The following is a 25,331-nucleotide window of genomic DNA, read 5'->3' on the forward strand; positions in this document are numbered from 1 at the left end:
CGCCTGGATGGCCTGGGCGCTGATCACGGGCACGGCCAGGGTTACCTCAGAGTCCAGCAGCGCAGCACAGCGGGAGGCCTGACGGCCATCGGCCTCCATGGCTCAACGCCGCAGACTTGGAACTGGCTCAGCATCCGGTTGCCACTCGGGCACCAACGTGGCCAGCACGTCCAGTGCGGTGTTGCGGTCAAAGCGCCTCAGGGCCTCATCGAGGGCCTGGAGCTGCGGCCAGAGCTGCTCGGCGGGGCAGGTGCGTTCATTGGCCTGGAAGATCAGAGGATGGTCCGTTGGCGCCGATTCGGCATCGATCAGCAGCTCCTCATAGAGCTTCTCACCGGGCCGCAGCCCGGTGCACACGATCTCGATATCCCCGTTGGGATTGCCGACATCCTTCACGCTCAGGCCACTGAGCCGCACCATCTGCACGGCAAGGTCGCGAATGCGTACCGGATCGCCCATGTCCAGCAGAAACACCTCACCACCCTCCGCCAGGGCAGCGGCCTGGAGCACCAGCTGCGCAGCTTCCGGAATGGTCATGAAGTAGCGAATGATCTCCGCATGGGTGAGGGTGATCGGCCCTCCAGCAGCGATCTGCTTCCGGAAAAGCGGAACAACAGAACCGGAAGAACCGAGCACATTGCCAAAGCGCACCATGGCGAAACGGGATCTGTGCGTCTGCTTCCCATTGTCAATCGGCTGCCGATGGTGGAGGGGTTGGGCCTGTTCCTCCGCTATCGCCTGCACCACCAGCTCCGCCACCCGCTTGGAGGCCCCCATCACATTGGTGGGTCGCACGGCCTTGTCGGTGGAGATCAATGTGAAGCTTTCCACCCCGCTGCGTACAGCAGCTCGGGCCAGGGTCCAGGTGCCGATCACGTTGTTGTGCAGGCCAGCAAGGGGCCAGCCCTCCACGATCGGAACATGTTTGTAGGCAGCGGCGTGGAAAACCACCTGGACGTGCAGGCGCTCCAGCAGGTCTTCCAGCATCGGAGCGTCGGTGACGCTACCCAGTACACCGATCAGTTGCGGAGTCGTTGCCGTCTGCATGGTGCCCAGCTCCTGCTGAATGGCATAGAGGCTGTGTTCATGGTTCTCCAGCAGGATCAGGCTTCTGGGGCCGAGGTGGAGGATCTGGCGGCAGAGCTCGGAGCCGATGGAGCCGCCGGCGCCGCTGACCAGCACCACCTTGCCGGAAACACCGGGCCCGAGCAGATGCGGCACAGGGGGCACGGGGTCGCGGCCCAGCAGCTCCTCGATGGCAATCCGACGCAGGGCATCAATGGAGGTGCGGCCAGCGGTGATCTCCTCCACACTCGGGACCTGCAGCACGGGGATCCCGGTGGGCTGGAGATCGTCCACGATGCGCCGCCGGCGGCTGCGGCTGATGCTGGGCATCGCCAACAGGATCTGGCTGGGTCGCTGCGACTCGATCAGCCAGGGCAGGCGCTGGGGTGCCAGCACGTGAATGCCGTTGATGGTGCACCCCCAGAGGTTGGGGTCGTCGTCGAGGAAGGCCAGCACGCGATGGCTCTGGGCATAGCGCAGGGCTGCGGCCAGTTGCACACCGGCATCACCGGCGCCGTAGATCACCGCCAGCACCTGGCGGCGGCGGCGTGACCCGGTGTTGATCTGCTGCAGCAGGTCCCGTAGGAGCAGCCGAACCAACCCGGTGAGGCTGGTGAGCAACAGCCAGAGCAACACCCAGCTGCTGCGGGGCGGAGTCGGCAGCTGGAGCAGGCCATCCAGGGCGTGGAGCAGCAGCACCACCGCCAGGTTGCGTAAGGCCAGGGCGTACAGCACCTGGCTGCCGGCATAACGGGTGATGCCCTTGTATTGGCCAGTCCAGCCATACACCAGGGGCGCGATCAGCCAGGCCGCGGGGAACAGCCAAAGGCAACTCTGCAGCTGGGTCGGCCAGGGCTCGGCGAGCCGCAGAGCGAAGCTGAGCCATACGGCGAAGGGGATCAGCAGCAGATCCGTGGCGATCAGGAGCAGCCGCCTGCGGAGGGGCGGCAGGCGTAGCAGGTAGGTGGAGAAGGTCTGAATCGGCATAACAAAAGCACCTGCCACCGAAGTGGAAGGGGCGGGGTTTCGGAAGATCAAGCCTCAGGGCAGATTGGGCCGGTGGGCCGCGGCAGCGAATGGCACCGCCACCTGCCGGTCGAGCCACAGGCCAAGCAGCAGTTCAGCAGTGGAGAGACCCACCACCCAGGGCCAGCCACCGATCAACAGCGCCAAGGCGAGCAAAGCAGTGGCGCTGATGTAGAGGCTGGACACGCGGGCATGGGGCCAGCCGGCCTGGTGCAGCCGCTGGAACAGGTGCAACCGGTGAGCCTGAAGCACGGGCTGACCGGCGAGCAGTCGACGGGGCACGCAGAGGCAGGCATCGCCCAGCAGGGGGGTGGCGACCAGGAGCACACCCAGGGCCTCGGGCCAGCTGGGGGCCCGAAGCACCACTCCGGCAAACACGGCACCGAGGAACGTGCTGCCCACATCCCCCATGAACAGCTTGGCTGGGCTCCAGTTCCAGAACAAAAAACCGAGCAAGGCACCCACCAGAGCCCAGAGGGGCCAGGGAGCGCTGAGCTGCAGGGCGGCGGCGGCCAGGGCCACCGCCAGGCATCCGGCCACCAGGCCATCGAGGCCATCCATGAAGTTGGTGAAGTTGATCACGGCGGTGATGGCGATCAACAGCAGCGTGAGAGCCGGCAGTGGCAACAGCCAGCCCAGGGGAACGGCAGCCGACAGGGCGACGGGAAGGGCGGTAGCCAGGGGACTGACCAGGATCAACAGCAGCGCGGTGGCCAGCTGCGCACCGTAGCGCCAGCCGGCGGGAAGGTTGTGGCGATCATCGAGAAAGCCCACCAGCGCCAGGGGAAGGGCCAGCAGCGGCAGCCCGCTGTAGGCAGGATCAACCTGGCCGCTGGTGATCAAAGCCAGGCCGCTGGCACCAGCAGCCACCAACACAAATGCCAGGCCGCCGCCGCGGGGCGTGGGGCGCTGGTGGGAGCTGCGGGCGTTGGGTTGATCGAGAAGGCGGCGCCGCAGCTGGGGGATCAAGACCCACAGCAACAGGCCACTGGCGAGTGCCGAGAGAACAACCACCAATGCAGGTGAGGACAGGAACACAGGCAGGGGGGTGGAAGACCTCAGGAGAGGCGCCGGCGCAGCCAGAGGCCGAGTTCACGGCCATCCCAACCGCTGATGCGCCAGAGCTGCACGCGCAGCACATCGCGTTGCAGGCGCAGGGGATCCTCGCCTGGAGATGCTGGCGGCAGCTCCAGGGGCGGAGGCGAGCTCACCGCAATGCCTTCGCCACCGAGAGCATGGCGGGCGATGGCCAGGGCGCGATCACGGTGGGCCTGGTCGGTGATCAGCGTGACCCGGCCGATGGCCTGGGGCAGGCGGCTGGTGAGGGCGGTGAGCTGCCCCACCGTGTCGTCGCCCGCGGGCAGGGCGGCCAGTAGCGGGTTGGAGGGATCAAGGCCGCGGCGGAGCAGTTGCTGCCGTGATGCCAGCTGCAAGGAGGCGCTGCCGAGGATCCAGAGCGGCTGGTCGGGCTGCTGCTGCCAGAGCTCGAGCGCAGCTTCGGTGCGCCGCGGGTCTTCGGCGAGCACCACGATCGCCGTGGAGCGTCCGCGCAGGGGCAGGGACGGTGCGAGCTGTGGCCAGTGCCACCACAGGCCACCAGCTCCCAGGAGCAGCAGGAGCCAGACCAGTGGTGGCGATGGGCGACGGCTGGGCTGGTGGGTATGCCGTGCTGCGGCACCACACAGCGGCAACGCGGACTGTTGTTTCAGGGGGCGACTGGCTCGCACAGCGGGAACGGCTGAGGGGGCTCAGCCAGCAGCTGGTGGCTGGGCATGAAGCCGGCCAGATCGGCGCCCATCCGCAGGACGGCCTCGTAGGCCTTGGGGGAACGGAGCAGCAGCGGCGCAGCCAGCAGGAAGACCAGCGGATTCGGGATCGGCAGCAGCCGGCAGCGGCGGGCGGGATCAGCGGGGGGTTGGGCCTGCTGCAGGGCCTGGAGCATGGCGCGGTAGCTGAGCTCCACGTCGCCGCCGAGGGGGATGCGCTCCGGAAGGGCTGCATCCCAGCCGGGTCCAAGGAGCTGCCGGGTGAGGTGAAGCGCAACGGCCGCGAGCTGGGAGGCATGGATCGGCTGGCGCAGGCCCGTTTCAGCAGGCAGGGGCAAGCACGGCAGACGCCGCATCAGCTGCAGCAGGCGACTGAGGTTGCGGTCTTGGTAAGGCCCCACCTGGCCGTAGATCAGGGTGGGCTGGAGGATGCGGCAGGGCACCTGCAGGCGATGGCAGGTGGCCAGCAGCTGATCTTCTGCACCGCTGAGCCGTGCCACCAGCTCGCGATCGAAGCGATTGGCGGCAAAGCGCTTGGTGATGGCGGAGGAGGACGAACAGGCAATCAGGCCGCGCAGCCCTGCCAGACGCTGAGGCTGGCCGCGGGCCAGCTGGTCCAGGAAGGGTGCAAGCAGCCAGATGGGCCCAAAACTGATCCAGATGGCTGGGGCACCTGGCTCGCCAGCCGGCCGGAAGGCTCGGGGGTTGGAGAAATCGGCGGGGTGGGTGATGCCCGTGCTGCCGCTCTGCCCATTGGCCTGGCGGGAATAGACGTGAAGCGGCCAGGCGGGATCCGCACCGGAAGCCTGATGGCGCAGGGCTTCTCCCGTAGGCGTGGCGGCGCCGAAGAGATGGAGCTCCATCAGGGGTTGCGCTCCAGCAGGCTGGCCAGGCGCCGCAGGTAACGCGCACAGAAGGGGAACCACCAGCGCCAGCCAAAGGCACGGCGGTAGGCATGGCGCACTTCCTGCAGCCGGCGCTGGGTCTGCTGGCCGCTGACGCCACCATCAGCCATGTGCACCAGCTCGAGATCGAGGCACTGCACACGCAGGCCGGGATGGCGGCTCAGCTGGAGGAAATAGTCAAGGTCGGCGGAGAGGCGAAAGCCCTTGGCGTAGCGGGCCAGACGCTGGCGGGCGCCGGGGCCGAACAGGGTGGCCTGATGGGGCGGCGTGGAGCCGAGCAGCAGGGCGCGACGGTAGGTGGCAGTGCCGAGCAGGCCAGCAGGCTGGAAGGCGGTGGCGCGGGCCAGGGCACCGGTGGCGGCATCGGCATAGCGGCCGCGGCACACCAGCAGATCGGGGGCCATGCCTTGGGCTGCAGCCGTTGCCAGGGTGGCGGCCACCTCGGCCAGCACGGTGGGAGCGGCCGCCCAGTCGTCAGAGCCCCAGAACAGCAGCCAGTCGGCAGGGCCGGCGCAGGCGAACCCCTGGTTCATCGCCCCGAAGATCCCCGGCTCTGCTGGGAGTTGCTCGAGCCAGCGGCAGCGGGGATCGGCGGCGCAGCACTGATCCAGCCACTGGCGGTGCTCAGGCCCGGAGGGGCCATCAATGAACAGCAGCTGCCAGTGGGGCCAGCTCTGTTGCTGCAGGGAAGCCAGCAGCCGGGGCAGCAGGGCGTGGGAGTTGAGGGTTGGAACGACGATCCGCAGGGAAGGGAGCATCAGGGCAAGCCGATGACTAACGCTGCCCCACGACCACCGCCGGGTTGCCGCGCACGATGGCACCGGCAGGCACGGTGCCGCTCACCACGGCACCCAGGGCCACCACGGCGCCAGGGCCGATCCGGGTGCCGGGGGCAAGCACGGCGCGGGCGGCGATCCAGGCCTCAGAGCCCACCGTGATTGGGCCGAGGCGCAGATCGAAGCCGGGGGAGCGGAAATCGTGGTTGCCGGTGCAGAGGTAGGCGCCCTGGGAGATGCAGACACGATCGCCGATGGTGATGGGGGCGAGGTTGTCGAGCCAGGCGTCTTCCGCCAGCCAGCAGGCCTGGCCTACCTGCAAACGCCAGGGGAATTTCACGCGCAGGCCGGGCTTGAGGCGGCAACCGGCGCCGATCTGGGCCCCGAAGGCGCGCAGCAGCCTCACGCGCCAGGCGGAGCCGGGCAGCCAGCGGGCGCTGAGCAGGGGGGCACCGACGCAGAACCAGAGGGTTTGCACCAATAAAGGAGCATCCGGATGCCAATCGGGGGGTGTGCGGTAGCGGTCGAGCTGCTGGGTCAATCGCGTTAAAAATAACCATTGTGCGGTCCCGGAAATAGAAGCTCCTGGGCACAAACGAGCCAGATCTCGTACTTTTTAACCGAGGAAACTGCTCACATCCGTTGCGCCGCAGTGGATCTAGCCTTTCTCAGGAGTCCCCAATTACATGAAGTGCATCTAATACAAGAAAATCTTCTTGTGGGCTGCCAGAAATGCCGGCTTGCTTCCATCCATGCTGTGGACTAAATCAGTGGAAAACATTTCTTTCCAGACAAATGCCCTAATTCATCTACGCCGACTCTTGATTCCTTCATACAAGGCCTCCTCCAAAAGCCTACTGAGACCTGTCATGCGAACCCTCACCAATTCTATTCCGACAGAGCGACTGACTTTCAGATAGCTTTATAGCTTCTCAGACTTTGACGGGTCTGAGATAGAATTGATGGAACACGCACATGCCAGGGTAGGCAAGGGCATTGCGGTAACCCTTGAAATAGCACTGAAATGATTTCGCTACAGTCTTCTCGGTTCCGATGCGTAGCAACACCATTATCGAGCCGGGAAGCCTTATTCGGGTACTGGCGCGCCACAGTGCAGAGCAGCCAGACCGTCGCCACAATCAGAATCGACCATGACATGTGATAAAGATACGGTCTTTGAAGTAACAGCAGAAACAGCCCGATCGACGTGTAAGCGTTATTGAATCCGTTCTGGAAAGTGAGGAAGAGCAGCCATATCAGCAGAGTTGCATAAGGCAACCATATGATTAGTCCGTAGCCAAATAGGATTGAAAACGGATGTGAGCTCTGGTCGTGAACATCATAGTACGTGTTTGCATTTTTTGCCCCCACCAGGAGTATCTGATCGTCGACAACCTCGAAGAATTCGTCCACCTGGTTCGACCTGTTGTCTCCGGCGATCGTGCCGTCTTCAATCACCAGACGATCGCTGTAAAACGTGTCAAAGGATAGGGATATTGGATTCGTCGGTGCCAGGAGTGACATAGTAAAGAAAGAAGCGAACAGGGCAACAACAAGGACGATGTTTCGCTTCAGGTGGACGCGTGTAGCATTGGATGCTACAAAATAGAGAGCGGCCATGGCAAGACCAGCAAGCGAACCGGTAAAGATAAGCAGAAGAACCAAAGCATGATTCAGCTTCTGATTCTGCCGGAACGTGTCGTTGAACATCGTCACGATCGCCACGAACATTGCAAAAGCTCCGGGTTCATCGAATATGGCCGACGGCCGGATGATGTCCCCTATAAAAGCGAAGGAGAAGGTCGTAAGATAGAGATACGTGGTTCGATAACCTGCTTGCAGTTCCAGCAGGGGAGTACCGCCGGCCTTGACATAAACGATCCCGACCAAGCCTCCCACGAGCAGGACAAGCGCAAACCAACTAACTATTCGGAGAACATAGGGTCTGCTTAGGGAACGGAACAACTGGCGCCCAATCAATACTGCAACCGCAAGCGAGGTGCCCATGAGCAACTGACTCATGCTCATGGAGATCATGCTGGCGACCACCCCCGTAAGCACAAGCACGAAGATCACCGTCAGTATTGTTTTGGGGATCCGGTCATTCTGTGTGGCAAGAAACAGACACAGAAAGCAGGAAGCAACCAGTGCAAACGCAGCCCGTTCATCGAATCCAAATAGGCCCTGGATAACGCTCGATGGCAAGAATATCAAACAGAGGAGAATTACTACGAAATCCAGCAAACGGACCCGGCCAGCCGACTTCAAGGTCATATTTAGAGTGTCATTTTGCATGTGAACATGCCGCGGTAAGGACCCGGGCTTCAGTTTCATATATGTTCCAGCATTGTCCTCCATCTTTGAATAATTCAGTCAAGGTATTGAGAGTCGGAGGCCAAGATGGCGTGGCGCCATGCCTTCGTGCAGATTTTCGGTCCGCATCAGGGCTGCGAGGTGTGCGTGGCAAAGGCCGCACGTTCGCGTTCTCAACGAGGAGGCCGTTTACACCTTCAACAATCAACACTTCGAAGACTGGGGAACTTCGCATCACCAGCGGCACAACGCCTTTTTGCATTGCCTCGGCGATCGTGAGCCCCCAGCCTTCACGCTTCGCGGTGTGGAGGTAAATCGCAGCTTCCTCGTAGTAAGGTTCCGGGTTGATCCTGCCGACGAATTCGACATTCGGGATCCGTTTGCGGGCGACCAGTTCACGGTAGTCCTCACGGTAGTCGCCGTCGCCCAGCACCTTCAGGGTCCAGTCGGTAAACGCGCCACCCGCCAAGGCCCGTCCCCAGGCCAGGAGCGCCAGCGAGACGCGCTTCTGCGGCTCGTCGAGGCGAGACACGATAAGGACGGTCTTTCGCTTGTGCAGCACGCGTTCCTGCTGAAGCGGGGTCGCGAAGGTGTTCGGGTTCGAGATCGCCCGTAACTTATTCTCCTGCGACTTTCCTGACAATTTGAGGAACTTCTGGCGGTACTTATCGGACAGGATGACGTAGGCATCGGACTGGTCGAGTAGATAAGCATAGGCCTCGCGCAGGGTTCGTCCCGCCTTGCGCCGTTCGAGGGGTAGCAGAGCGATCCGACCGAGACGGCGGAGCTTCATTCTCGGGCTCCGGTGGCCCCAGTCGCGCAGGAGTTCGCGCAAGCCCGTGGTGAACATCAGCGGATCGAAGTGCAGCTTGGTGACGATCCGCCCCCCTTCATCATGCCAGCGCGAGCCGCCACGGGAAAGAAACTCCTCGAGCAGCCATTTCGAATAGCCGATCTGGTTGACCACGACGTCGATGTCATTGGCTTTGAGGAAGGCGTATAGATCCTCGACTGGGTCTCCCCCCGCGTCGTGGATCGCGTGCGGAGGATCCTGCTGAACCACGAGAAAGCCCGCCGTCGGGTACCCACGCTCGGCAAGGGCGGTCATGACCAGATGCGTCGCGCGTTCCGTCCCGCCCGCGTGCGGGTCAATCGGCTTGTCATAGATCCAGAGGATGCTCATGACGGATCGGCTCCCTGATTTCAAACGGACAGGCCGCAAGCAACTTTTCTAGGTTGATCCGGCCAGGACGCCAGGTCTGCGCGGCCAGAAAAGCCCGAGGATCCCAATTGTCGTCGAGCTCGATTGGCGCTGTGACGGGTTTTCCGACCGAGGCGAAAAAGTCCCGGAACTTGAAGCCCTGGCCTAGAACGTTATCCGTAATTTTCACCCATTGATTCGGAATACCGAAAGCCTCTGCCACGATGAGCCCATGCAGCGAGCTCGAGAACACGACGTCACACGCACTGACCCGGTCGATGAAGTCGGTCCAGGTTCCGTAGTTGGCGATGTCGATGAACTCGAGCTCAGGATGGGCGCGCCGGATCGCGGCAAAGATTGGCGATGTCTGATCCTTGTAATGCGGTACGATCCCCATTTTGCGCCCCGGCCCGCGCTCCGCAGGCGCGGGTTTGTAGAAATACGGGATCAGCAACGCCGGATCGCCGTAGACCTCCGGGCAGTCAATCCCGCGGGCAAGCAGGAAGTCGCGTGTCAAAGGTCCGCGCACCGCGGTCACCCGGGCCGGTTGCGCTCTTAGATCCAGCGTATCATCAATCACGCCAGCGCCCCAGACGATAGTTTGGGGTGTCGTAAGGTAATTTAGCGTGCTGCCAATGCACAAGAAGTTAGGCCGTTTCAGCGCCATCGCGACCGGCGTGTCGAAGTAGATCTCGACCTCCCGGCCGCTCAGCAGCCGGATGAAATGGTCGTTGATGTCGTCGCCCCAGTTCACCGAACACACCCGCCCGTTTAACTTCTCGACATAGGCGTTGACGAACAAGGGATTGACCAGTAGCGAACTGGCCGCCTTCGCGAGTTTTCCAAAGCTCAGTGCCATGATGATCCTATGCTGACCGGCGGGGGGGAGGTGATTCGGGTCGGTTCATCTACCGCCCGTATGCACGAGGCTCTCGTACACGCCTTGCCATTTATCCCCGATAACCGGCCAAGAGAAGTCGCGTTTGATCCATTGCCGGCCGTTGCGCCCCATGCGGTGCAACTCCGCTTCGGGCAAACGCATTGCCGCGCGCAGGGCCTGCTCGAGGGCTTCCGCGCCCGGTTTGATCCACCAACCTGCAGCCGCATCTGCAAGACCCGACCACGGCGTACCCTCGGTCGCGATGACCGGCACCTCCATCATCATGGCCTCAGCAGCGGTTAAGCCGAAATTTTCGCTTCGGCTTGGCATTGCGAGAAGCTCCGATGCAGCCAAGAACCGGACCTTTTGCTCGCCATAGAGTGGCCCCACAAAGTTAACGCGTTTTCCAGTGGTCGCCTGTTTCAAACGCTCGATCTCGTGAGCATAGCTGAGCTCCTGCGGCCCGACGATGGCCAGTTCCCAATCGCCAAAGTCGGCCTCGAGGCGCAACCAGGCATCGACCAACCAGTCGATGCCCTTTTGATGATGCAAACGCCCAAGAAATAGAAGCCGGCGCCTCTCCCCACGGGCGACCTCGGGACGCGCAATCACGTCCATACCGAGGGGGATCGACACGATTCGACTGCGAAGCCCGAGGGCTAGAAAAGACGTTTTTTCGCTGGAAGATGTAGCGTGGAGTATATCTGCGGCCCGGAGGATTTTGTCTTGGAACAGCAATCGTGCGAGCCGTTTACGACTACCCGAATACTTAAGTGACACTGAACTAAGCATTCCATGGGCCGATACAACCAGTGCTGCGCCCATGCGATACGCGCCAAGGTACCCGGCTATCGAGGGATAGGTCCAGAGACCGTGGAGATGGACAACATCAGCATCGAAGGCGCGGAGAGCTGACAGCATTGCAGGCGCGTAACCGAACGGACCTGACCAAGCAGCTGGTTTGAACATCGTCGCAGGTGCCCCGGTCCAGCAGGCACCATCGCCCGCAACCCAGTCGTCGCTAGACAAGCCGAAGACGCGAACCTCGTTGCCCTCGGCCAGCGTCGCTGACGAAATCGCCTCAATGGCGACGCCCAAACCCGCGGAAGCCCGATCGAGTTGCGAGGCGACATGAGCGATCCTCATCCGCGGCCACGTTCCCACAGCGGCACGATGACCTTGCTTGCATCGTGGTCCAAGATCTCTAACAGGTAGCGTGCTCCCGCTTTTGCTGTCAGGCACCGGGCCCAATTCGACAGGTCTTCGCGCCCGGTCTCAGAGAGCGGACCACGGTGCAGCATCGCGCCAAGAACTCGGCGCAGGTCATCCGCGTCCCCAGCTGTGAACACCGCGCCTGTGCCACTCGCGCGCACCACTGCTGACGCACCGCATTCTGAGCTACAGATTGCAGGCGTTCCGTTTATGAGCGCCTCAGAGAGCACTGCACCAAAGCCATCGTGATCGCTCGGCAGCACGAGGCAGTCGGCCGCCTGGATCCGTTCGATAGCTTCACTCATGGTGAGCGTGCCGCGAAAGGCCACCCGTCTGGGCAGATGAGCGTCGGTCAAGTCTTTCAGCTGCCCTCTCATCGGACCATCGCCGACGATTTCGAGCTCAAACGGCCGGTCGGCGAGCCCAGCCAACGCCTCGACTAAGAGGTCGACACGCTTACGCTCAATCAGACTGCCGACGTAAACAAACCGAAACGAACCTGCTGCGCGCGCTCCGCGATCTGGGATCTTTCCTTGCAGGAAGTAGGCGAAGGGAAACACCTTTAATTCCCGCGGTGCGTGCTTCGCCACCCATGCATCGGTGCCGGCACCGATGCACAGCATCCCGTTGGCACGGCGTAACACCGACCGGAACCGAACCGCGTAGATCAACGGTTTAATCCAGCCGGCCGGCCCGCGCAGATCAACCTTCTCCATGATGGGAAAGTGCCGCCGCCCAAGCGCATCGATCCGTTTCTGCACGTCAGCGACCAGCCCGTTGGCACGAACTCCTTGGGTGATATGAACAGCAGCCGCCGGAAACCGGTCGACAAGCGCGCACGCCGACTTTGGCGTATCGACAAAATGGACATCGATCTCTGCAAGGCTTCCTGTTACCCAGCCCATCGCTCGGCGGTCTTCAGACAGGACCTCTTCGCTGACATAATGTACTTCGACGCCCAAATGCGCCAACTCGTGAGCCAATTCCGTCATGTGCGGCGTCAGCATCCGCTGCCAGATAACAATGCAATCGGACATTATTTATATCAGTCGCGTCATCTCAACGCCGACCGCATCCAGTGAAAAAAACTCATTGCAGAGCCTCCTCCCAGCAGCGGCGACCTTTTCAACGCGTACAGGGTCTTCTGCCATAGTTACAATTGTCTTAGCAAGTTCTTCGGCGTTGTAGGCGTTGAGAAAAAAGGCAGTGTCGTTCACGAATATTTCGGCCACGTCGCCAAATCGGGCTGAAACCAATGCGAGGCCTGCTCCAGTTATTTCGATGACCTTTGAGGGAAAGGTTGTATTGGACATCGCCGATCCGGGCCGTTTTAGCGAGAGGCTGCCATGGCAGGCATCGATGATCCGCAAATAATCCAACTTATCAAGCTCTTGAAAAACTTCCACCTCAATTGCTCTAACTTCGCGGACCCGATCCTGCAAAGCTCTGATTTTGTGAAAATTTCCGACGCCCGTGATCCTGAAATTCACGGGGCGTGCGAGACGGCCCACATTTTGGGCCAACTGTTCGACCGCTTTGCAAAACAATTCTACGCCAGTCTCTGCTATTAGGGTCCCGCCGTAGTGCAATTTCAGCGGACCGCCGGATTTTAACTCACCCCATTTGGCATTGTTCGTGGACAGCCCCAGGTCGATCTCCTGCGCGGCGACTCCTCTGATCGAGACAAAATCATTCAGCCCCAGACCTTCCGCAACGTGATCCGCGACAACCATCTTGCGTGCCGCCGTAAGACGGAATGTCACGGCGAAAGTAAACCTGTTTAAGTGGCCTCGAAAGCCCCGCTCCTGCGCAATCGGCGCATCTTCTATATCCTGAACAAGTTTCACACCGCGCAGGCGCAGCGCTAATTGGGAGGGAAGATACTCGAGAGCGTGATTATAACAAATTACTGTATCACCTCGCCGGGCGTGGCGCAGAAAAAAAATCAGTGGAAATACCGGTCCGACAAGTTTACGCAGAACTGGTGAGCGTAAAGTTGCTGTGAACACGGCTGGTACACGCCCTTCGGAGATTACGACTGATGAAAACCAAAAGCATCTCGCCCCGGTCCCAACGAACGGAAGGGACACGACAATCGTTCTCAGGCCGACGCTTCTCATCGCTTGCGCGACCAGAAGCATTTTTCGCGTAGCCGCACCAGAATAGGTGCGCTCGCCTATGGCCCGCCCATAAGAATCCGTGGTGATCATGCCGAGGTAGAAAACGCGGGGCCGCCGAGTCACTGGGGGCCTCTTTCTTCTGTGTCGATCGTCTTTGCGCGCGCAGGTACGCCCTTCAGCAGCACGTTGTCCGGGTATTTGCCGGGCAGCACCATGGCACCTGCCGCGACAATGGAACCGGCACCAATGCACGCGCCGCCGAGCAGTGTGGCGCGGCATCCGATCCAGGTGCCAGGGCCGATCTCGATATTATCCGAGCGATCTGTCCCTGCCCGCCGCTTGGGGCCGCCGACGTCGTGCGAACCGCATTCGATCATCACCTCGGGGCCGATGTCAACATTAGACCCAATTAAGACCTCCGATCCGGCCGGCACGATGATGAAGAGGTTCATCCCCAACCACGTGTCGCGCCCGATTGTCACGGGCCCGCTGCCCCAGATCCGTGCACCTGCGTTGATCCGTGTGCCATGACCGACATCCGCCCCAATCCTGCGCCAGAGGAACCGCTTAAATCCAAAAGCCCGCGTCGGCGGCAGGATTGCAACAATCAAGTTGACAATGTAGCGAAGCATGTCTGGTCAGCCCCCAGCGGCAAGCCGTTGATAAAGAGCTATGTATGCCGGGAGCGCCGCCGCGGGCGAGAATTTCGCCTCCGCGTGTGCGCGAACCGTCGCCTGCGCGATTGGCGCGCGGAGCAGCCGGGCCATGCCTGCGGCGAGCGCGTTGGTGTCGAACGGCGCTACCAACGCTCCAGTTTCGCCGTCGGTGACGATATCGGACATGCCACCGATGTCGAAGGCGACGGTCGGCACACCACAGGCAGAGGCTTCGACCACGGTGTTGGGCAGATTGTCTTGGCGCGAGGGGGCGACGAAGATGTCGGCTGCCGAATAGACGAGACGGAGGCTGATCTCGTCAGCGAAAGTGCCCAAGAAGTGGCAAGGGAGTGCAACGCCGGGAATTTCTCCGCTGCTCTGTCCGCCGAACACCATCACGTCTACGCCGCCCGCGTCATGGTCGCGCTCAAAGGACCGCAGCGCCTCGACAAGCAGGTCATACCCCTTGCGTCTGTCCGACGTCGCGCCGAGCGCGCCGAACAAGATAAATTTCCTGTCCTGAGGCAGGCCAAGTAACTCCCTCGCGACGTTCCGGTCGATGGGGGCAAAGGCCGTGGTGTCAAGAGGGTTGTGGATGACCTCACAGGGTTGGTTCCCCATCAGAGCGCTCTCACGGGCGCAATTGGCGAGCCAAGTGCTGGGGGCAACCAGGTTGAAGGTCTTTCCCGACCAGAGCCGCGCCTTGCGGGCCCAAACCCATGCATCGAGATCCGGACCGGTAGTGCCGGGTGGCCGGTTGGCCGCTGAATAAGGGGCTTTCCAACGCCCAGGGTGGTCGCCGTCGTCGTAGTGCTCGGCGCCCATGAACGCCCACATATCATGCATGGTCCAGACGATTGGCTTCTCGATCCGAGCGATCTCGCCCAGGCTCAGCGTTTCGGCGCAGACCCAGTGCAGATTAACGATGTCGACGTCGCTTGCGTTGATCCAGGCACCGAGGCCCGAGGTGAACAATCCGAGCGAGTGGATGATCGGGTTGGCCGGGGTCTTCTGCAACCGCGCGATTCGCAGCGCGACCTGGCGTTTGACCAGAGCAACCACCTGCCGTCCCTGACCGAGCGGCGACACCACGCCGGGGCCGCCAACCCCGCTCTTCACCGATGCAAATAGGCTATCGACACCGTATGCACGCAACCCCTGGTGAAGGCGCATCGCGGCCCGCGCTGCGCCGCCGCCGCCATCAAAGGCGTTGACATGCAGGACCTTCATGAGCCCGCCCCCTTCTCACGGAGCTTCTCATATCTGGGAGCGATCTCCCGAGACCGGAGCGCGGCGTGTGCCTTCCGACCCTCGAGCCGTCCGGAGGCCACGGCCCTCATCCCAAAGACCGCATCGTCTTCTATCCGGATATCTGGAGCCAAAGTGGCCCGGTCGCAGACCAGTTCCACACGGATGTGGTCGACCAGCGCGTTGCCGACGACCTTGCGCGAGAACAGATCCAGAAACAAAAGCAGATAAAGCCAGCCTTCCAAGGTTCTCAGATAGATGATGAAGCTGGACCACTACTGATTCGGTGCAGGGGCATTCAATTGGTGATCAAGCAGAATGGGTGCACCGTGAGGTTGTGATTGAAGTAGGCGGCGATCACCCAGAAGCGCTTGCCGGCCCCGACACTCAGACCCCGACTTCGCAGGATCTCGGCTAGGGTCTTTTGATTCATGTCTAGGGGGAATTGCTTGGTCACGGCGAGGAATTATTTGGCACCATGAGGGAAGCAGGAGTTTATGCTTCGTATACGCAGAAATCCATAAAACCCATATCTTTCGAGCCTCAAACTTTTACGTTTTTTGCAAAACTTCGACATCTGTGTTTTAGATTATTTGCAAGATCTCTCCAAGAGTCCTTGTTTGGCGGGTGGTTGAATACTGTGATAGGCAATGCAGTTTCAAATTGCGGCACTAGAACTCCGTTGACCACTCTGACTACATTGAACAACTCTTTTAGCCCTGCCAACCTACATTTGCTCACTTCAGCATCCTGACCTTTCTCCAAATAGATAACAGGTGTTTCCAGCCCAAGGCACGGGAGTGCACAATGTATTCGCGACGTTATCACAAAAGAAGCTTCAGCATATAGACGCACTAGACGCTCTGCTTCTTCTAGGCGATTTAAATCAGTCTTAAATCTCGTCTTGTAAAACATACCTTCATGACTCACATATGTTGACTTCATAATAAGCTTTCTGCCGAATACTTTTGAATACTCATTGTAGTACAGAGCAGTCTTTAATAACTTTTTTATGCAGTTTCGGCCACAATGGAGGCGAAGGTTCTTGTTAAGATATAGTCTTAATATGTCAAATGGATGGGTCGCTATTATGCTAATTCCTTTGAAAAGATCAACCCAATTGGGCTCCCTGCTTATACAAGGGTCAACAATATAAGTTTTATTTCCTCTCGTAGATGAACGGTACTTCTCTCCAAGTGTTAAAGTCAGGCAGCCGGAAAAATATGCTTCTACACCATTGCCCATCAAAAGCTCCAGAGTATTTAAATCACGGCAACCTATCGGCTGATGACTCTTCAAATAAGCAATGCTTGAGGCGGATAATAATTCTTTGCTTGCCCCACTGTTAATGTGGAAAGAAAGAAATAATGGATTTATTAGTTCAGATGGAGGCCAATTCTTCGGGCTGTGCATGTACCAACCATTCATTATCACATTGCATGGGATTCCGTCGTAATCTTTTAGTTCTTCATCCCTATCTATAAAGCCGTCTAACCGAGAGATAAATTGAGCCGATGCGAGTGCTTGGATATAGTCACCAATATTTACACCGGAAATATTAGGGAATTTTGAGACTGATAGTAGTTTGTGGCTCATGATTAATTAAAGAAATCCTTAGTTGTTCATTAGGACGCGACTGAGCACTTTGCTGTAAACATCCAATATTTTGTCTCCATAGACCTCAAAAGAAAAGTTTTCTTGAGCAAACTGTTGCGCGCGTTTGATGATATCTTGATGGTCATTTCTTGTAGCATTTTGCATTGCAACTATACAACCATCCATATCGCTAAATAGCAGCCCTGTTTCACCATCAGAAATGAAATCTTTAGTGCCGCCAGAATTGCGACCAATAACTAAACAGCCATAAAACATGGCCTCTATGGATACACGCCCTAGACCTTCATTATCGGAACACATCATGAATGCTGTCGCCCGAGACATATATTCTTTCACTTGGTCGCTTCGTCCGAGGAATTCGACAGCATCTGAAATACCTGCCCCTATCATGAATCTATTCAATCGCAACATATATTTTGGATGGGCCTCACCGATTATTATTAATTTGTAGCCATTTAATGCCAGACCCGACCTTGCAAAGGCAGCAATGGCAAAGCCACATCCTTTCTGTTCTGTCAAAAACCCAGCAACAAAGAGGAAATACTTTTTCTTTGGCATCACAAGGCATGTATCATCCTTGCTCCGCACTGCATCCGATATTACATACGTATTCTTGCTCTCCAAAGGAATATAATGTTCAAGGACCGATTTGGTGATACCAATTACAGCATCCGCCTCCCTTAGCGTCTTGCTGTATTTATGCCATCCTCTCAATGGCATGCACCCGAAGTCCAAGTTCATAAATCCACGTAAATGCCAGACAAACTTAGAGTTAAGTCTTTTTGCTATATCATAGCCAACTGACACAACGGTATTATTGCTATGCACTATGTCGATCTTCCGCCCTCTTAGAATTTGTGCTAATTTTACTAAGCATTTGCCGTTCTTATAATAGTAATTCAAATGGTCTGGAATGTATTTAGCAGCATATTTGATATACTGGTGTGGTTTCACTGGCTGTCCCACCAAGTCCTCTCTAAAGTCGCACACGATACACTCCACGCCTCTGCTGGTGAAGTAATCATATACGCATCCCTTTGCTCTAACCATCACGATGGGGTGGACATGTTGCCGAACTGATTCTATTAAGTCCATCAGCGAATATGTCGCACCATCGAAATTCTTATGTGCAAATGTTATGAATAAAACATTTATCATTTTATATTAATTCAGCTTAAAGCCGCTGTGACTAGCAACTTCCACCATAGATCTGCTATGCGATGTGGTGAGTATTTTAGCGAGGAAGCCATGGCTTGCCTTGCCATTTGCTGCCGTACATCACTATTACTCATCAATTCTTTCATTCTGTGCTCATATCCACCCACGTCACCCTCCATGATTATTGCCCCGTTTTCGCCATCGGTAATGATTTCACGCAATGAAGCGTAGGTATCAAAGGCCATGGGTACTACACCCATTTGTTGTGCCTCCGTCAGCGTTAACCCCCAGGCTTCGCTCCTTGACGTCATCATGAAGATGGATGCTTTTTCGTAGTAGGGAATGGGATCTTTCCTGCCCTCAAGAAAAACATCTGGGATCTGCTCTTCATGGATTATGCGTTCATAGAGCTCACGATCATTACCATCACCCACAATGCGTAATGTCCATTCCTTGGCTACTGGACTTTGTTTTACACGTGCCCAAATTCGAAGTGCCAATGACAACCTTTTGTGGACTTCGTCCAAGCGTGAAACGATAAGTACCACTTTGTGTTTAGAGACCTTATCAAACCAAGGTGTAACATCGAATGACAGTCCGTTAGGTATGACCACAAACTTTGATGTGTCCTGTAAGCCTGCAAATTCTGAAAAGGGCTTGATAAAACTTTGACAAAGCAGCACCACATGGTCAGAACACTCGTATGCAGCACGGTAGGCGGAAGAAAGTTGCTGTTCCCTCTCCATCGCCGTCAATGGATGCATAATTATTCTTTTTATCCATCTAGCAAAGTCCACAATCGATTTCGGACGATACTTTATGATTTTGCTAAAACGACCGAACACGAGTTCCGATCGTGGCTCAAAATGATGAGCCAGTATGATTTTGCATGTTAAACCCTCTATTGCAGCTCGGAATCTGGGTGCGTGAATAAATGCACCCTGCACAATGACACAATTAATACGATTCGACAGAATTATATTCCTAAGCGCCTGGCTGTTTCTTTTCAATTCCTTGTGTGGAGCCCAAAGGAACTCTTTGACGAAACACTCCTCCTTAGGTGTATCGGCTGGTGCTTCATAGATAGAGTAGCAGTTGGCACCATAGAGCCTTGTCAAAGCCGTAGCCATGGTGATGGTTGTGCGCTCTGTTCCACCCTTAGTGGAATGCACTTTACCGTATGTGTGGTATAGGATGTTTATGAGTACCTCTATTAATCTGATTTGTACCTGTTCAGGGGTCGAGAAGGCTCAATGCGAACTTCGGGCCTTCTTAACCCTTGACGGCTGCTTGATTCCCGGTTGCATCTCAGGCAGAGAGCGCCTGTGATGAGCACCACTCCTGCTGGGATTGCAGAAGCGGACTGGCTGGCGACACCGGCTGCCGTCAGAGCGTTCATCCTGGCCCAGCAGGGCCAGCTCTGCTGGGCTCATCTGATCCGTGATCTGACCGCCATGGCCGAGCGCTCCAGCGCCAGCGCTGCGTTCGGAGCGGCCGAATGCTGTGCCTTGATTTAGTCAAATTTAGAACCAAATTCACAAGACAAGCGTATAGAGCAAGAGCCTCAATACTTGTATTTTTAGACTACCAGGGTGCTGTTCGATTGATTTGTCGAGGTTTACCAGTCGGATTGCCCGATTGCATCTCTACACTCTGCTAAGCCGCTGGGCAATCAATAGAATAGTAAGATCATTGCGTAGACCTTCCACCGCCTCTATCACCGCTTCCTCCGTTACGGTGTCGAGCGCACCGGTGGCCTCATCAAACACCAGCACGGGCGCCTGCTTATAAGAGCATTCGTGCGATGCCGATACGCCGCCGCTGGGTTCCCACTCAGGCGAATGCCGCGCTCGCCCACAAAGCTCTGGTAGCCCTCCGAGCAGGCCTCAATGAAGCTGGCGATCTGGACCTGCTCAGTCGCCTGCTTCACTCGGTTCAGATCGATCTGATTTCGGAGAACACCAAAGGCGATGTTCCCATCAATCCATATAGTAAGCCAAGTAGATGTTCTGGTGCACATGAACAATCGGCTCCCGCTAGGTGGCAAGCCGCTCTCGATGAGGAGGCTGAAATAAAAGATAATAGAAATCAAGCATGGGCTTGGTGGGTGGTTTGGCTCTGCTGCTGCCAAAGCTGCTGGTAGAGCCCACCCTCAGCCAGCAGGCTGCTGTGGCTGCCCCGCTGCACCACTCGGCCCGCCTCCAGCACCAGGATCTGATCAGCCCGCACGATCGTGCTCAGCCGGTGGGCGATCACCAGCACCGTGTGGTTGTGCTCAAAGCGCTCAATCGCCTCCTGCACCAGCCGTTCGCTCTGGCTATCGAGGGCGCTGGTGGCCTCATCAAGGATCAGCAGCTCCGGATCCCTCAGGATCGCCCTCGCCAGGCTCAAGCGCTGCCGTTGCCCGCCGCTGAGGCGGTAGCCCCGCTCTCCCACCAGGGTGTCGTAGCTCTGCGGCAGGCTCTCGATGAACCCCGCTGCCTGGGCCGCCTGGCAGGCGGCCTGAATCTGGGCAAGTTTGGCCCCTGGTGTGCCGAAGGCAATGTTCTCGGCGATGGTGGCGTTGAACAGAAACGTGTCCTGGCTCACCACCCCCAGCCGTTGCTGCCAGCTGCTGAGCTCCAGCTGCTCCAGGGGTGTGTCGTCGATCCAGATCTCCCCGGCAGTAGGTGCATAGAGACCGGTGAGCAGGTCGGCGATCGAGCTCTTGCCCGCTCCACTGGGGCCCACTAACGCCAGCATCTGGCCTTTGGGCATGGTGAAGGAGATGTCGCTCAAAGATGGGAGGAGCTCGGGGGCGTAGCGCAGGCCCACACCTTCGAAGCGAATCTGGAGCTGCAGCTGCCGGAAGGGGATGCCGCCTTGGCGGCGGAACTGCTTGCCTGCCGGCGAGAGGAGCTGGTTGAGCCGAGCCAGCCGGCCACTGTTGTCGGCCAGCTGATTGACGTTAGAAGCCACACCACTCAAGCGCACGTTCAGCCGCTGCAACGCCAGCACGAAGGTGACCAAGCTGGGCAGCACGCCAGTACTGCGCCCACCCAGCAGCAGCAGGCTCAGCCCCGCAATCACGGCAATCGCCAGGATCGGCAGAAAGCTGGAAAAGGGCCCCACCACGGCTAACCGCCGCACCTGGCCGCGCAGCTGCCGTTCCAGCTCGCCCATACGGCTGCGCAGGTGCTGATCGGCCCCGTCCAGCTGGCCGCTGCTGTGCAGCAAGCGCAGGCCCTGGAAGTCTTCCGTGATCCGGCTGCTGATTGCCACCTGGGCCTGGCTGACCGCCTCGGAGCCGGCCCGGATCCGCGGCAGCAGCTGCTTCTGCAGCATGGTGATCAGCCCACCCATCACCAGCACCGCCAGCAGCAGCCAGGGCGAGATGCCCACCAGCACCGACAGGTAGGTGGCGATCAGCAGCACCCCCACCAGCAGCTGGCTGCCCATCTCAATCTGCAAGCGGATGGCCTCTGGCCCCTGGCCGGCGTAATCGGTGAGGTCGCCCACCTTGTAGCCACTGGCGCAGGGAAAACTGAAGCTCAGCACCTGGCTATGAATGAGCGCGGTAACCAGCGCTCTGCAGCGAGCGGCGAAACAGCCCACACTCACCAAGATGAGAAAGCGAGTGAGGCTCTGCAGGGCCTGCAGCAACACCGCCAGCGCCAGCAGGCTCGCGAATACGCCTGTGGCCGGCAACCCGTTCAACCAGTTCGCCGCCGCCGGCAAGCGGCTCAAGATCGGATTGCTTGCCCAGTTAAACGGCGTACCCGCCGGCGCCGACAGCACTTGCACCGCCAGAAACACCACCGCCAAAGTGGCCCCTTCCGTGAAGGCCTCCACCAAGCTGCTGCCCAAGTTTAGAACGATCAGCCGCCACTGCTGCCGTGCTGTGCTGCGGATCAGTTGGGCGGCCGGCTCCTGGCTGAGGAGGCTCTGCAGCGACCTCTGCAAGCGGGGCGTCAGGCGCATGAAGGTGGGGCTGGTCAAGAGTTTGGGGGTTGCAGATCGTGCGGGGGCTGGTGGGGCCGGGAGTTGCTGGGTGGTGGTGGCACCGGGGTTCGTTCCGGCTGGGCTGCCTGGGGGCTCAGAGGCAAGCCAACGGCCATAACCCTTTTCGCGTTTGCACAACCTGGTCCTGTTCAGCCTGTACAGACTCCTGCACAGTTGCAAATCAGGTATGGCGGGCTAGGTGTAGCGAATCAGCAGTCGGAAGATGGATCGGTCGTTGACCTCATGACTTCCAGTCCCCGCATGAGGCCCTTGGGGCTGGGGGGCTCAGAGGAGTGCCAGTTCAACCAAGTTGGCGGATCACGACGACGCAATCGCCCATGCAGGGGGGTCATGAAGGAAGAGAAAGGGTGGGTCAGCCCAGTCGTTGATCCAGCTGGAAGGGCTCCTGGTGCACCAGCGCCACCTGGGCCATGGCCGGATGCAGGGGATTGAGCAGCAGGTTGCGGGCCTGGGGCACCACCACCGAAGGCAGCAGCAGGCCCAGCGGCTCTCCTGCCCGCAGCCAGTCGCCGCCAAACGCGGCGCTGGCCTGGCGATGCGGGATGGCGTTCCAGCCCTCCGGCAGGGCCGTGGGATCGGCTTCGGCGATGAGGCCCGCTGTGTCTGGCACGTCATAGCCACACAGAATCAGCGGGGCGCTGAGTACACCGTTGAGGTGCACCAACACCTCCAGCACGGTGATTTCGGCTGTCATCCCCAGGTACACCGCCCGCTGCCCGGGTTGGTTCCAGCGCTGGCCATCGCGGGCCGCCCCCTGGCCCGTGAGATCACCGGCGTAGCGGGCCTTGCTCAGCCGCCAGGCTCGAATTGCTCCCTCGCTCACACCGGTGCGCCCTGCTCCAGGGCCTGCAGCAGCCGCCGCACCTGGCCCGCGCCGATCGCGGTGCGGCAGTGCTGCAGTGGGCTTGCTTGATGGAGCAGCGGGTGGGGTGCCTTGAGCCAGGCCTCGGTGCTGGCGGGCTGCTCAAACACGCCGTAGGCCAGGCTGATCACCTCCACCAGGCGGTCCAGCCGCTCGGAGGCGACCAGATCCAGGGCCGCCTGCTCGCGGCTGCGGCGGGCCATCGTGGCCTCCGAGAGGGCCAGCAATGGCTCCAGGTCTGCCGGCTTGAGATGCAGATGCTGCCGCAGGGCCGCCAGCCAGCTGCTGCTCCAGCCCTGCTCAATCGCTGCCAAGCGCTGCTGCTCGTCCAGGGCGCCGAGCTCGGCAGCGCGTTGCCAGAAGAACTGATTCAGGTCAGCGTCCTGGGCTGCATCAAGCGCGGGGACGGGGATCGCAGACGTCAAAGACTGAGCGCTCCGGTTGCTGTCATTTGAAGCGATACTAGCCCCAAATGACGTAGTCGGATGAGACGCGGCTGGGCTTGCTCATCAGCTCGCTACAGGATCAGGCCAGCGGCCTTCCACCAGGAACTGCTCCCGCAGGAGCGTGACCACCTGGCTCAGGCCAAACGAGGCCAAGGTCACCCCATCGGGGCGGATCTCCAGCGCCCAGTCCTGAAGGTCGAACGGGGTGCTGGCAAACGCTGCTGGGGTGAGCACCCCCACGCAGGGAGGCTCCAACGGGGCACGGGCTGAGGGCACTTCGAAGGCTTCCACATCGAGCTGGCGCATCTGTTTTCCCAGAGCCTGGCTGGCTTGATAGCTGCACCGATCGGTCACCGCCGCCAGGTCTGCGGCGCTCAGGCAGTGCTGCAGTTGCAGGCCGCGCTGCACATCAATCTCTACTTGAAACGACGTTTGCTCGCGCTGTATCACCTTGCCCGCCGGCAGGGGTGAACCCTCCAGAAACCGCAGGGCATGGAAGGCCCGCTCGGCCAACACGGTGCCCAGGCCCCTGGCGCCATAGAACAGCTCCCGCTGGTCGGCTGCCGTGAAGCGCGAGCCGCTGCGCAAGGGCGGATAGCGAAAGGGGGTGGTGAGCAGCCGGTGCTGCCCCGGCGGGGCCGGCGGCTTCACCGTGTCGATCAGGGCCTCAAGCCGGGCCTGATCCTGCAGCGAATCGGTCCAGCGTTCGCTGGCCTGGTAGCCCTGGCGGTCGGTGATGCGCACCACCGCGCCCGCCAGCGGCTGGAGATAGGCCTCAAGCACGCATGGCATCGAGATAGGCCGCCACCCGCGCCAGGCCCTCCACCGAGGCCAGCAACTGGCGTGGCGCCTGCTCGCCCAGGTGGTGATTGGGCTGCTCCAGCCAGTGGCGCATCAGCTCCGGATCGGAGCCCATCAGGGCATCCAGGCTGCGCATCACCCGCAGAAACAGCAGCCCCAGCTGCCCCTCCTTGCTCTGGGGCGGCAGCCCGCTGCGCTCCAGGCTGGTGCGGTGCCGGCCCACGATCTCCCCCAACTCCTCCTTGGACAGGCCCACCTCAGAGGCTGCCCGCAGGCAGGCCTCGGCGATGAGGCGCGCATCCGCGGCTGAGGCATCCTGCCGCCGCTCCAGAACGGGCATATCAAATTTGGTGCATGTGGTCAGATCTTAGGGGTTTTCGAGCAAAAGCACCGAGACGGTCGGGGTGGGTCCGCTTAGATCACATCCGCAAAGCGCTTCTCCATCCGCCGGAACTGGCCGATCCCCGTAACAAGCAGCAGCGCCACGATCGCCATCGACAACCAGAACCCCGCCGGGTTGATCGCCGCGCCTCGGCCGATGATCGCCCAGCGAAAACCCTCGATCACACCCACCATCGGGTTGAGTGCATAGAGCAGCTGCCACTTGGCCGGCACGATCGCGCTGGAGAAGCCCACCGGGCTCACATACAGGCCGAACTGCACCAGAAACGGCACCACATAGCGGAAGTCGCGGTATTGCACAGTCAGGCTGGCCAGCCACAGCCCGGCGCCCATACTGGCTGCAAAGGCCACCGCCACCCACAGCGGCAGGGTGAGCAGCCGCCAGCTGGGCCACCACTGATACCAGAGCATCAGTCCGGCCAGGATCACAAACGAGATCAGGAAGTCCACAAAGCTGGTGATCACCGCCGCCGCCGGCACGATCAACCGCGGGAAGTACACCTTGGTGAGCAGGTTGCTATTGGCAATCAGGCTGTCGGAGCAGCTGCTCAGCGCCGTGCTGAAGAACTGCCAGGGCAGCATCGCGGCAAACACCAGCACCGCATAGGGCGCATCACCCTCCGTGGGCAGCTTGGCCAGCCGGCCAGAGATCACCGTGAACACAAGCATCGTGAGGAACGGCCGGATCAGCGCCCAGGCCACGCCGATGACGGTCTGCTTGTAGCGCACGGCGATGTCGCGCCAGGCCAGGATCGCGAACAGCTCCCGGTAGCGCCACAGGTCTTTCCTTTACTGCTTCTCGATCCGGTTGGGCTCGAGCACCAGCCACTGGTTGGCGGGGTCGCGGGTGCGGGTGGCGGGCATCACGGAACTGG

25 protein-coding genes are annotated in these 25,331 nt (G+C 59.7%); all 25 read right to left on the reverse strand.

Features of this window, described 5'->3' with window-relative positions; all coding sequences use genetic code 11:
* Nucleotides 1-102: 102 nt before the first annotated feature.
* Entirely contained in the window at nucleotides 103-2,052 is a 1,950-nt protein-coding gene (locus CJZ98_RS04550) for a polysaccharide biosynthesis protein (RefSeq protein ID WP_094588806.1), read from the reverse strand.
* A gap of 54 nt (nucleotides 2,053-2,106) precedes the next feature.
* On the reverse strand, nucleotides 2,107-3,105 hold the full coding sequence (locus CJZ98_RS04555) for an MraY family glycosyltransferase (RefSeq protein WP_232756192.1): 999 nt from the start codon (nucleotides 3,103-3,105) through the stop codon (nucleotides 2,107-2,109).
* A gap of 44 nt (nucleotides 3,106-3,149) precedes the next feature.
* A complete protein-coding gene (locus tag CJZ98_RS04560) occupies nucleotides 3,150-3,620 on the reverse strand; it encodes an ElyC/SanA/YdcF family protein (protein ID WP_198537484.1) in 471 nt (156 codons plus the stop codon).
* A 176-nt stretch (nucleotides 3,621-3,796) separates the two neighbouring features.
* Nucleotides 3,797-4,720 (reverse strand): Rossmann-fold NAD(P)-binding domain-containing protein, encoded by a 924-nt coding sequence (locus CJZ98_RS04565; RefSeq protein ID WP_094588811.1) that lies wholly within the window; start codon nucleotides 4,718-4,720, stop codon nucleotides 3,797-3,799.
* The gene (locus tag CJZ98_RS04570) at nucleotides 4,720-5,520 is read right to left on the reverse strand and encodes a glycosyltransferase (protein ID WP_094588812.1); all 801 of its coding nucleotides are present in this window, start codon (nucleotides 5,518-5,520) and stop codon (nucleotides 4,720-4,722) included. The genes CJZ98_RS04565 and CJZ98_RS04570 overlap by 1 nt, the downstream gene beginning before the upstream one ends.
* Before the next feature lie 16 nt (nucleotides 5,521-5,536).
* Nucleotides 5,537-6,079 (reverse strand): WcaF family extracellular polysaccharide biosynthesis acetyltransferase, encoded by a 543-nt coding sequence (locus CJZ98_RS04575; RefSeq protein ID WP_232756193.1) that lies wholly within the window; start codon nucleotides 6,077-6,079, stop codon nucleotides 5,537-5,539.
* Between the two features lie 371 nt (nucleotides 6,080-6,450).
* On the reverse strand, nucleotides 6,451-7,743 hold the full coding sequence (locus CJZ98_RS04580) for a hypothetical protein (RefSeq protein WP_232756194.1): 1,293 nt from the start codon (nucleotides 7,741-7,743) through the stop codon (nucleotides 6,451-6,453).
* A gap of 79 nt (nucleotides 7,744-7,822) precedes the next feature.
* The gene (locus CJZ98_RS04585) at nucleotides 7,823-9,034 is read right to left on the reverse strand and encodes a glycosyltransferase (protein WP_094588816.1); all 1,212 of its coding nucleotides are present in this window, start codon (nucleotides 9,032-9,034) and stop codon (nucleotides 7,823-7,825) included.
* Nucleotides 9,012-9,911, reverse strand: coding sequence for a polysaccharide pyruvyl transferase family protein (locus tag CJZ98_RS04590; protein WP_094588818.1), 900 nt, complete (start codon nucleotides 9,909-9,911; stop codon nucleotides 9,012-9,014). The genes CJZ98_RS04585 and CJZ98_RS04590 overlap by 23 nt, the downstream gene beginning before the upstream one ends.
* A gap of 45 nt (nucleotides 9,912-9,956) precedes the next feature.
* Complete coding sequence (locus CJZ98_RS04595) at nucleotides 9,957-11,030, reverse strand: glycosyltransferase (RefSeq protein ID WP_198537488.1); 1,074 nt, start codon at nucleotides 11,028-11,030, stop codon at nucleotides 9,957-9,959.
* A 44-nt stretch (nucleotides 11,031-11,074) separates the two neighbouring features.
* Entirely contained in the window at nucleotides 11,075-12,181 is a 1,107-nt protein-coding gene (locus CJZ98_RS04600; RefSeq protein WP_094588822.1) for a glycosyltransferase, read from the reverse strand.
* A gap of 3 nt (nucleotides 12,182-12,184) precedes the next feature.
* On the reverse strand, nucleotides 12,185-13,354 hold the full coding sequence (locus CJZ98_RS04605) for a glycosyltransferase family protein (protein WP_157910869.1): 1,170 nt from the start codon (nucleotides 13,352-13,354) through the stop codon (nucleotides 12,185-12,187).
* Between the two features lie 29 nt (nucleotides 13,355-13,383).
* Complete coding sequence (locus CJZ98_RS04610; RefSeq protein ID WP_094588826.1) at nucleotides 13,384-13,896, reverse strand: acyltransferase; 513 nt, start codon at nucleotides 13,894-13,896, stop codon at nucleotides 13,384-13,386.
* 6 nt (nucleotides 13,897-13,902) lie between these two features.
* A complete protein-coding gene (locus CJZ98_RS04615; protein WP_094588828.1) occupies nucleotides 13,903-15,150 on the reverse strand; it encodes a glycosyltransferase in 1,248 nt (415 codons plus the stop codon).
* A complete protein-coding gene (locus CJZ98_RS19505) occupies nucleotides 15,147-15,413 on the reverse strand; it encodes a hypothetical protein (protein ID WP_094588830.1) in 267 nt (88 codons plus the stop codon). Before CJZ98_RS19505 ends, CJZ98_RS04615 begins: the two co-directional genes overlap by 4 nt.
* Before the next feature lie 53 nt (nucleotides 15,414-15,466).
* Nucleotides 15,467-15,625 carry a hypothetical protein gene (locus CJZ98_RS18735; protein WP_198537490.1) on the reverse strand — a complete coding sequence of 53 codons (159 nt, stop codon included), beginning with the start codon at nucleotides 15,623-15,625 and terminating at the stop codon, nucleotides 15,467-15,469.
* Nucleotides 15,626-15,711: 86 nt separating this feature from the next.
* Nucleotides 15,712-16,764, reverse strand: a complete 1,053-nt coding sequence (locus CJZ98_RS04625; protein ID WP_094588832.1) for a polysaccharide pyruvyl transferase family protein — start codon at nucleotides 16,762-16,764, stop codon at nucleotides 15,712-15,714.
* An 18-nt stretch (nucleotides 16,765-16,782) separates the two neighbouring features.
* Nucleotides 16,783-17,739 (reverse strand): glycosyltransferase family 4 protein, encoded by a 957-nt coding sequence (locus CJZ98_RS04630; RefSeq protein WP_198537492.1) that lies wholly within the window; start codon nucleotides 17,737-17,739, stop codon nucleotides 16,783-16,785.
* A gap of 215 nt (nucleotides 17,740-17,954) precedes the next feature.
* On the reverse strand, nucleotides 17,955-19,073 hold the full coding sequence (locus CJZ98_RS04635) for a glycosyltransferase (RefSeq protein ID WP_198537494.1): 1,119 nt from the start codon (nucleotides 19,071-19,073) through the stop codon (nucleotides 17,955-17,957).
* A gap of 958 nt (nucleotides 19,074-20,031) precedes the next feature.
* Nucleotides 20,032-21,921 (reverse strand): ABC transporter ATP-binding protein, encoded by a 1,890-nt coding sequence (locus CJZ98_RS04645; RefSeq protein WP_232756195.1) that lies wholly within the window; start codon nucleotides 21,919-21,921, stop codon nucleotides 20,032-20,034.
* 376 nt (nucleotides 21,922-22,297) lie between these two features.
* Nucleotides 22,298-22,768 carry an RES family NAD+ phosphorylase gene (locus CJZ98_RS04650; protein WP_157910871.1) on the reverse strand — a complete coding sequence of 157 codons (471 nt, stop codon included), beginning with the start codon at nucleotides 22,766-22,768 and terminating at the stop codon, nucleotides 22,298-22,300.
* Nucleotides 22,765-23,232, reverse strand: a complete 468-nt coding sequence (locus CJZ98_RS04655; RefSeq protein ID WP_157910872.1) for an antitoxin Xre/MbcA/ParS toxin-binding domain-containing protein — start codon at nucleotides 23,230-23,232, stop codon at nucleotides 22,765-22,767. The genes CJZ98_RS04650 and CJZ98_RS04655 overlap by 4 nt, the downstream gene beginning before the upstream one ends.
* 84 nt (nucleotides 23,233-23,316) lie before the next feature.
* Nucleotides 23,317-24,036 carry an RES family NAD+ phosphorylase gene (locus CJZ98_RS04660; protein ID WP_157910873.1) on the reverse strand — a complete coding sequence of 240 codons (720 nt, stop codon included), beginning with the start codon at nucleotides 24,034-24,036 and terminating at the stop codon, nucleotides 23,317-23,319.
* Nucleotides 24,029-24,310 (reverse strand): MbcA/ParS/Xre antitoxin family protein, encoded by a 282-nt coding sequence (locus tag CJZ98_RS04665; RefSeq protein WP_232756196.1) that lies wholly within the window; start codon nucleotides 24,308-24,310, stop codon nucleotides 24,029-24,031. The genes CJZ98_RS04660 and CJZ98_RS04665 overlap by 8 nt, the downstream gene beginning before the upstream one ends.
* 158 nt (nucleotides 24,311-24,468) lie before the next feature.
* Nucleotides 24,469-25,236: an ABC transporter permease gene (locus tag CJZ98_RS04670; RefSeq protein ID WP_315861401.1), complete on the reverse strand. Its 768-nt coding sequence runs from the start codon at nucleotides 25,234-25,236 to the stop codon at nucleotides 24,469-24,471.
* Between the last annotated feature and the right edge of the window lie 95 nt (nucleotides 25,237-25,331).

The organism is Vulcanococcus limneticus LL, assembly GCF_002252705.1.
GTDB classification, from domain to species: Bacteria; Cyanobacteriota; Cyanobacteriia; order PCC-6307; family Cyanobiaceae; genus Vulcanococcus; species Vulcanococcus limneticus.

What these genes read in the sequence shown, in the direction of transcription:
- CJZ98_RS04550 (WP_094588806.1), bottom strand. Translation starts at nt 2,052, where the DNA reads ATGCCGATTCAGACCTTCTCCACCTACCTGCTACGCCTGCCGCCCCTC.
- CJZ98_RS04565 (WP_094588811.1), bottom strand. Translation starts at nt 4,720, where the DNA reads ATGGAGCTCCATCTCTTCGGCGCCGCCACGCCTACGGGAGAAGCCCTG.
- CJZ98_RS04570 (WP_094588812.1), bottom strand. Translation starts at nt 5,520, where the DNA reads ATGCTCCCTTCCCTGCGGATCGTCGTTCCAACCCTCAACTCCCACGCC.
- CJZ98_RS04585 (WP_094588816.1), bottom strand. Translation starts at nt 9,034, where the DNA reads ATGAGCATCCTCTGGATCTATGACAAGCCGATTGACCCGCACGCGGGC.
- CJZ98_RS04590 (WP_094588818.1), bottom strand. Translation starts at nt 9,911, where the DNA reads ATGGCACTGAGCTTTGGAAAACTCGCGAAGGCGGCCAGTTCGCTACTG.
- CJZ98_RS04600 (WP_094588822.1), bottom strand. Translation starts at nt 12,181, where the DNA reads ATGTCCGATTGCATTGTTATCTGGCAGCGGATGCTGACGCCGCACATG.
- CJZ98_RS04605 (WP_157910869.1), bottom strand. Translation starts at nt 13,354, where the DNA reads ATGATCACCACGGATTCTTATGGGCGGGCCATAGGCGAGCGCACCTAT.
- CJZ98_RS04610 (WP_094588826.1), bottom strand. Translation starts at nt 13,896, where the DNA reads ATGCTTCGCTACATTGTCAACTTGATTGTTGCAATCCTGCCGCCGACG.
- CJZ98_RS04615 (WP_094588828.1), bottom strand. Translation starts at nt 15,150, where the DNA reads ATGAAGGTCCTGCATGTCAACGCCTTTGATGGCGGCGGCGGCGCAGCG.
- CJZ98_RS04625 (WP_094588832.1), bottom strand. Translation starts at nt 16,764, where the DNA reads ATGAGCCACAAACTACTATCAGTCTCAAAATTCCCTAATATTTCCGGT.
- CJZ98_RS04635 (WP_198537494.1), bottom strand. Translation starts at nt 19,073, where the DNA reads ATGGCTACGGCTTTGACAAGGCTCTATGGTGCCAACTGCTACTCTATC.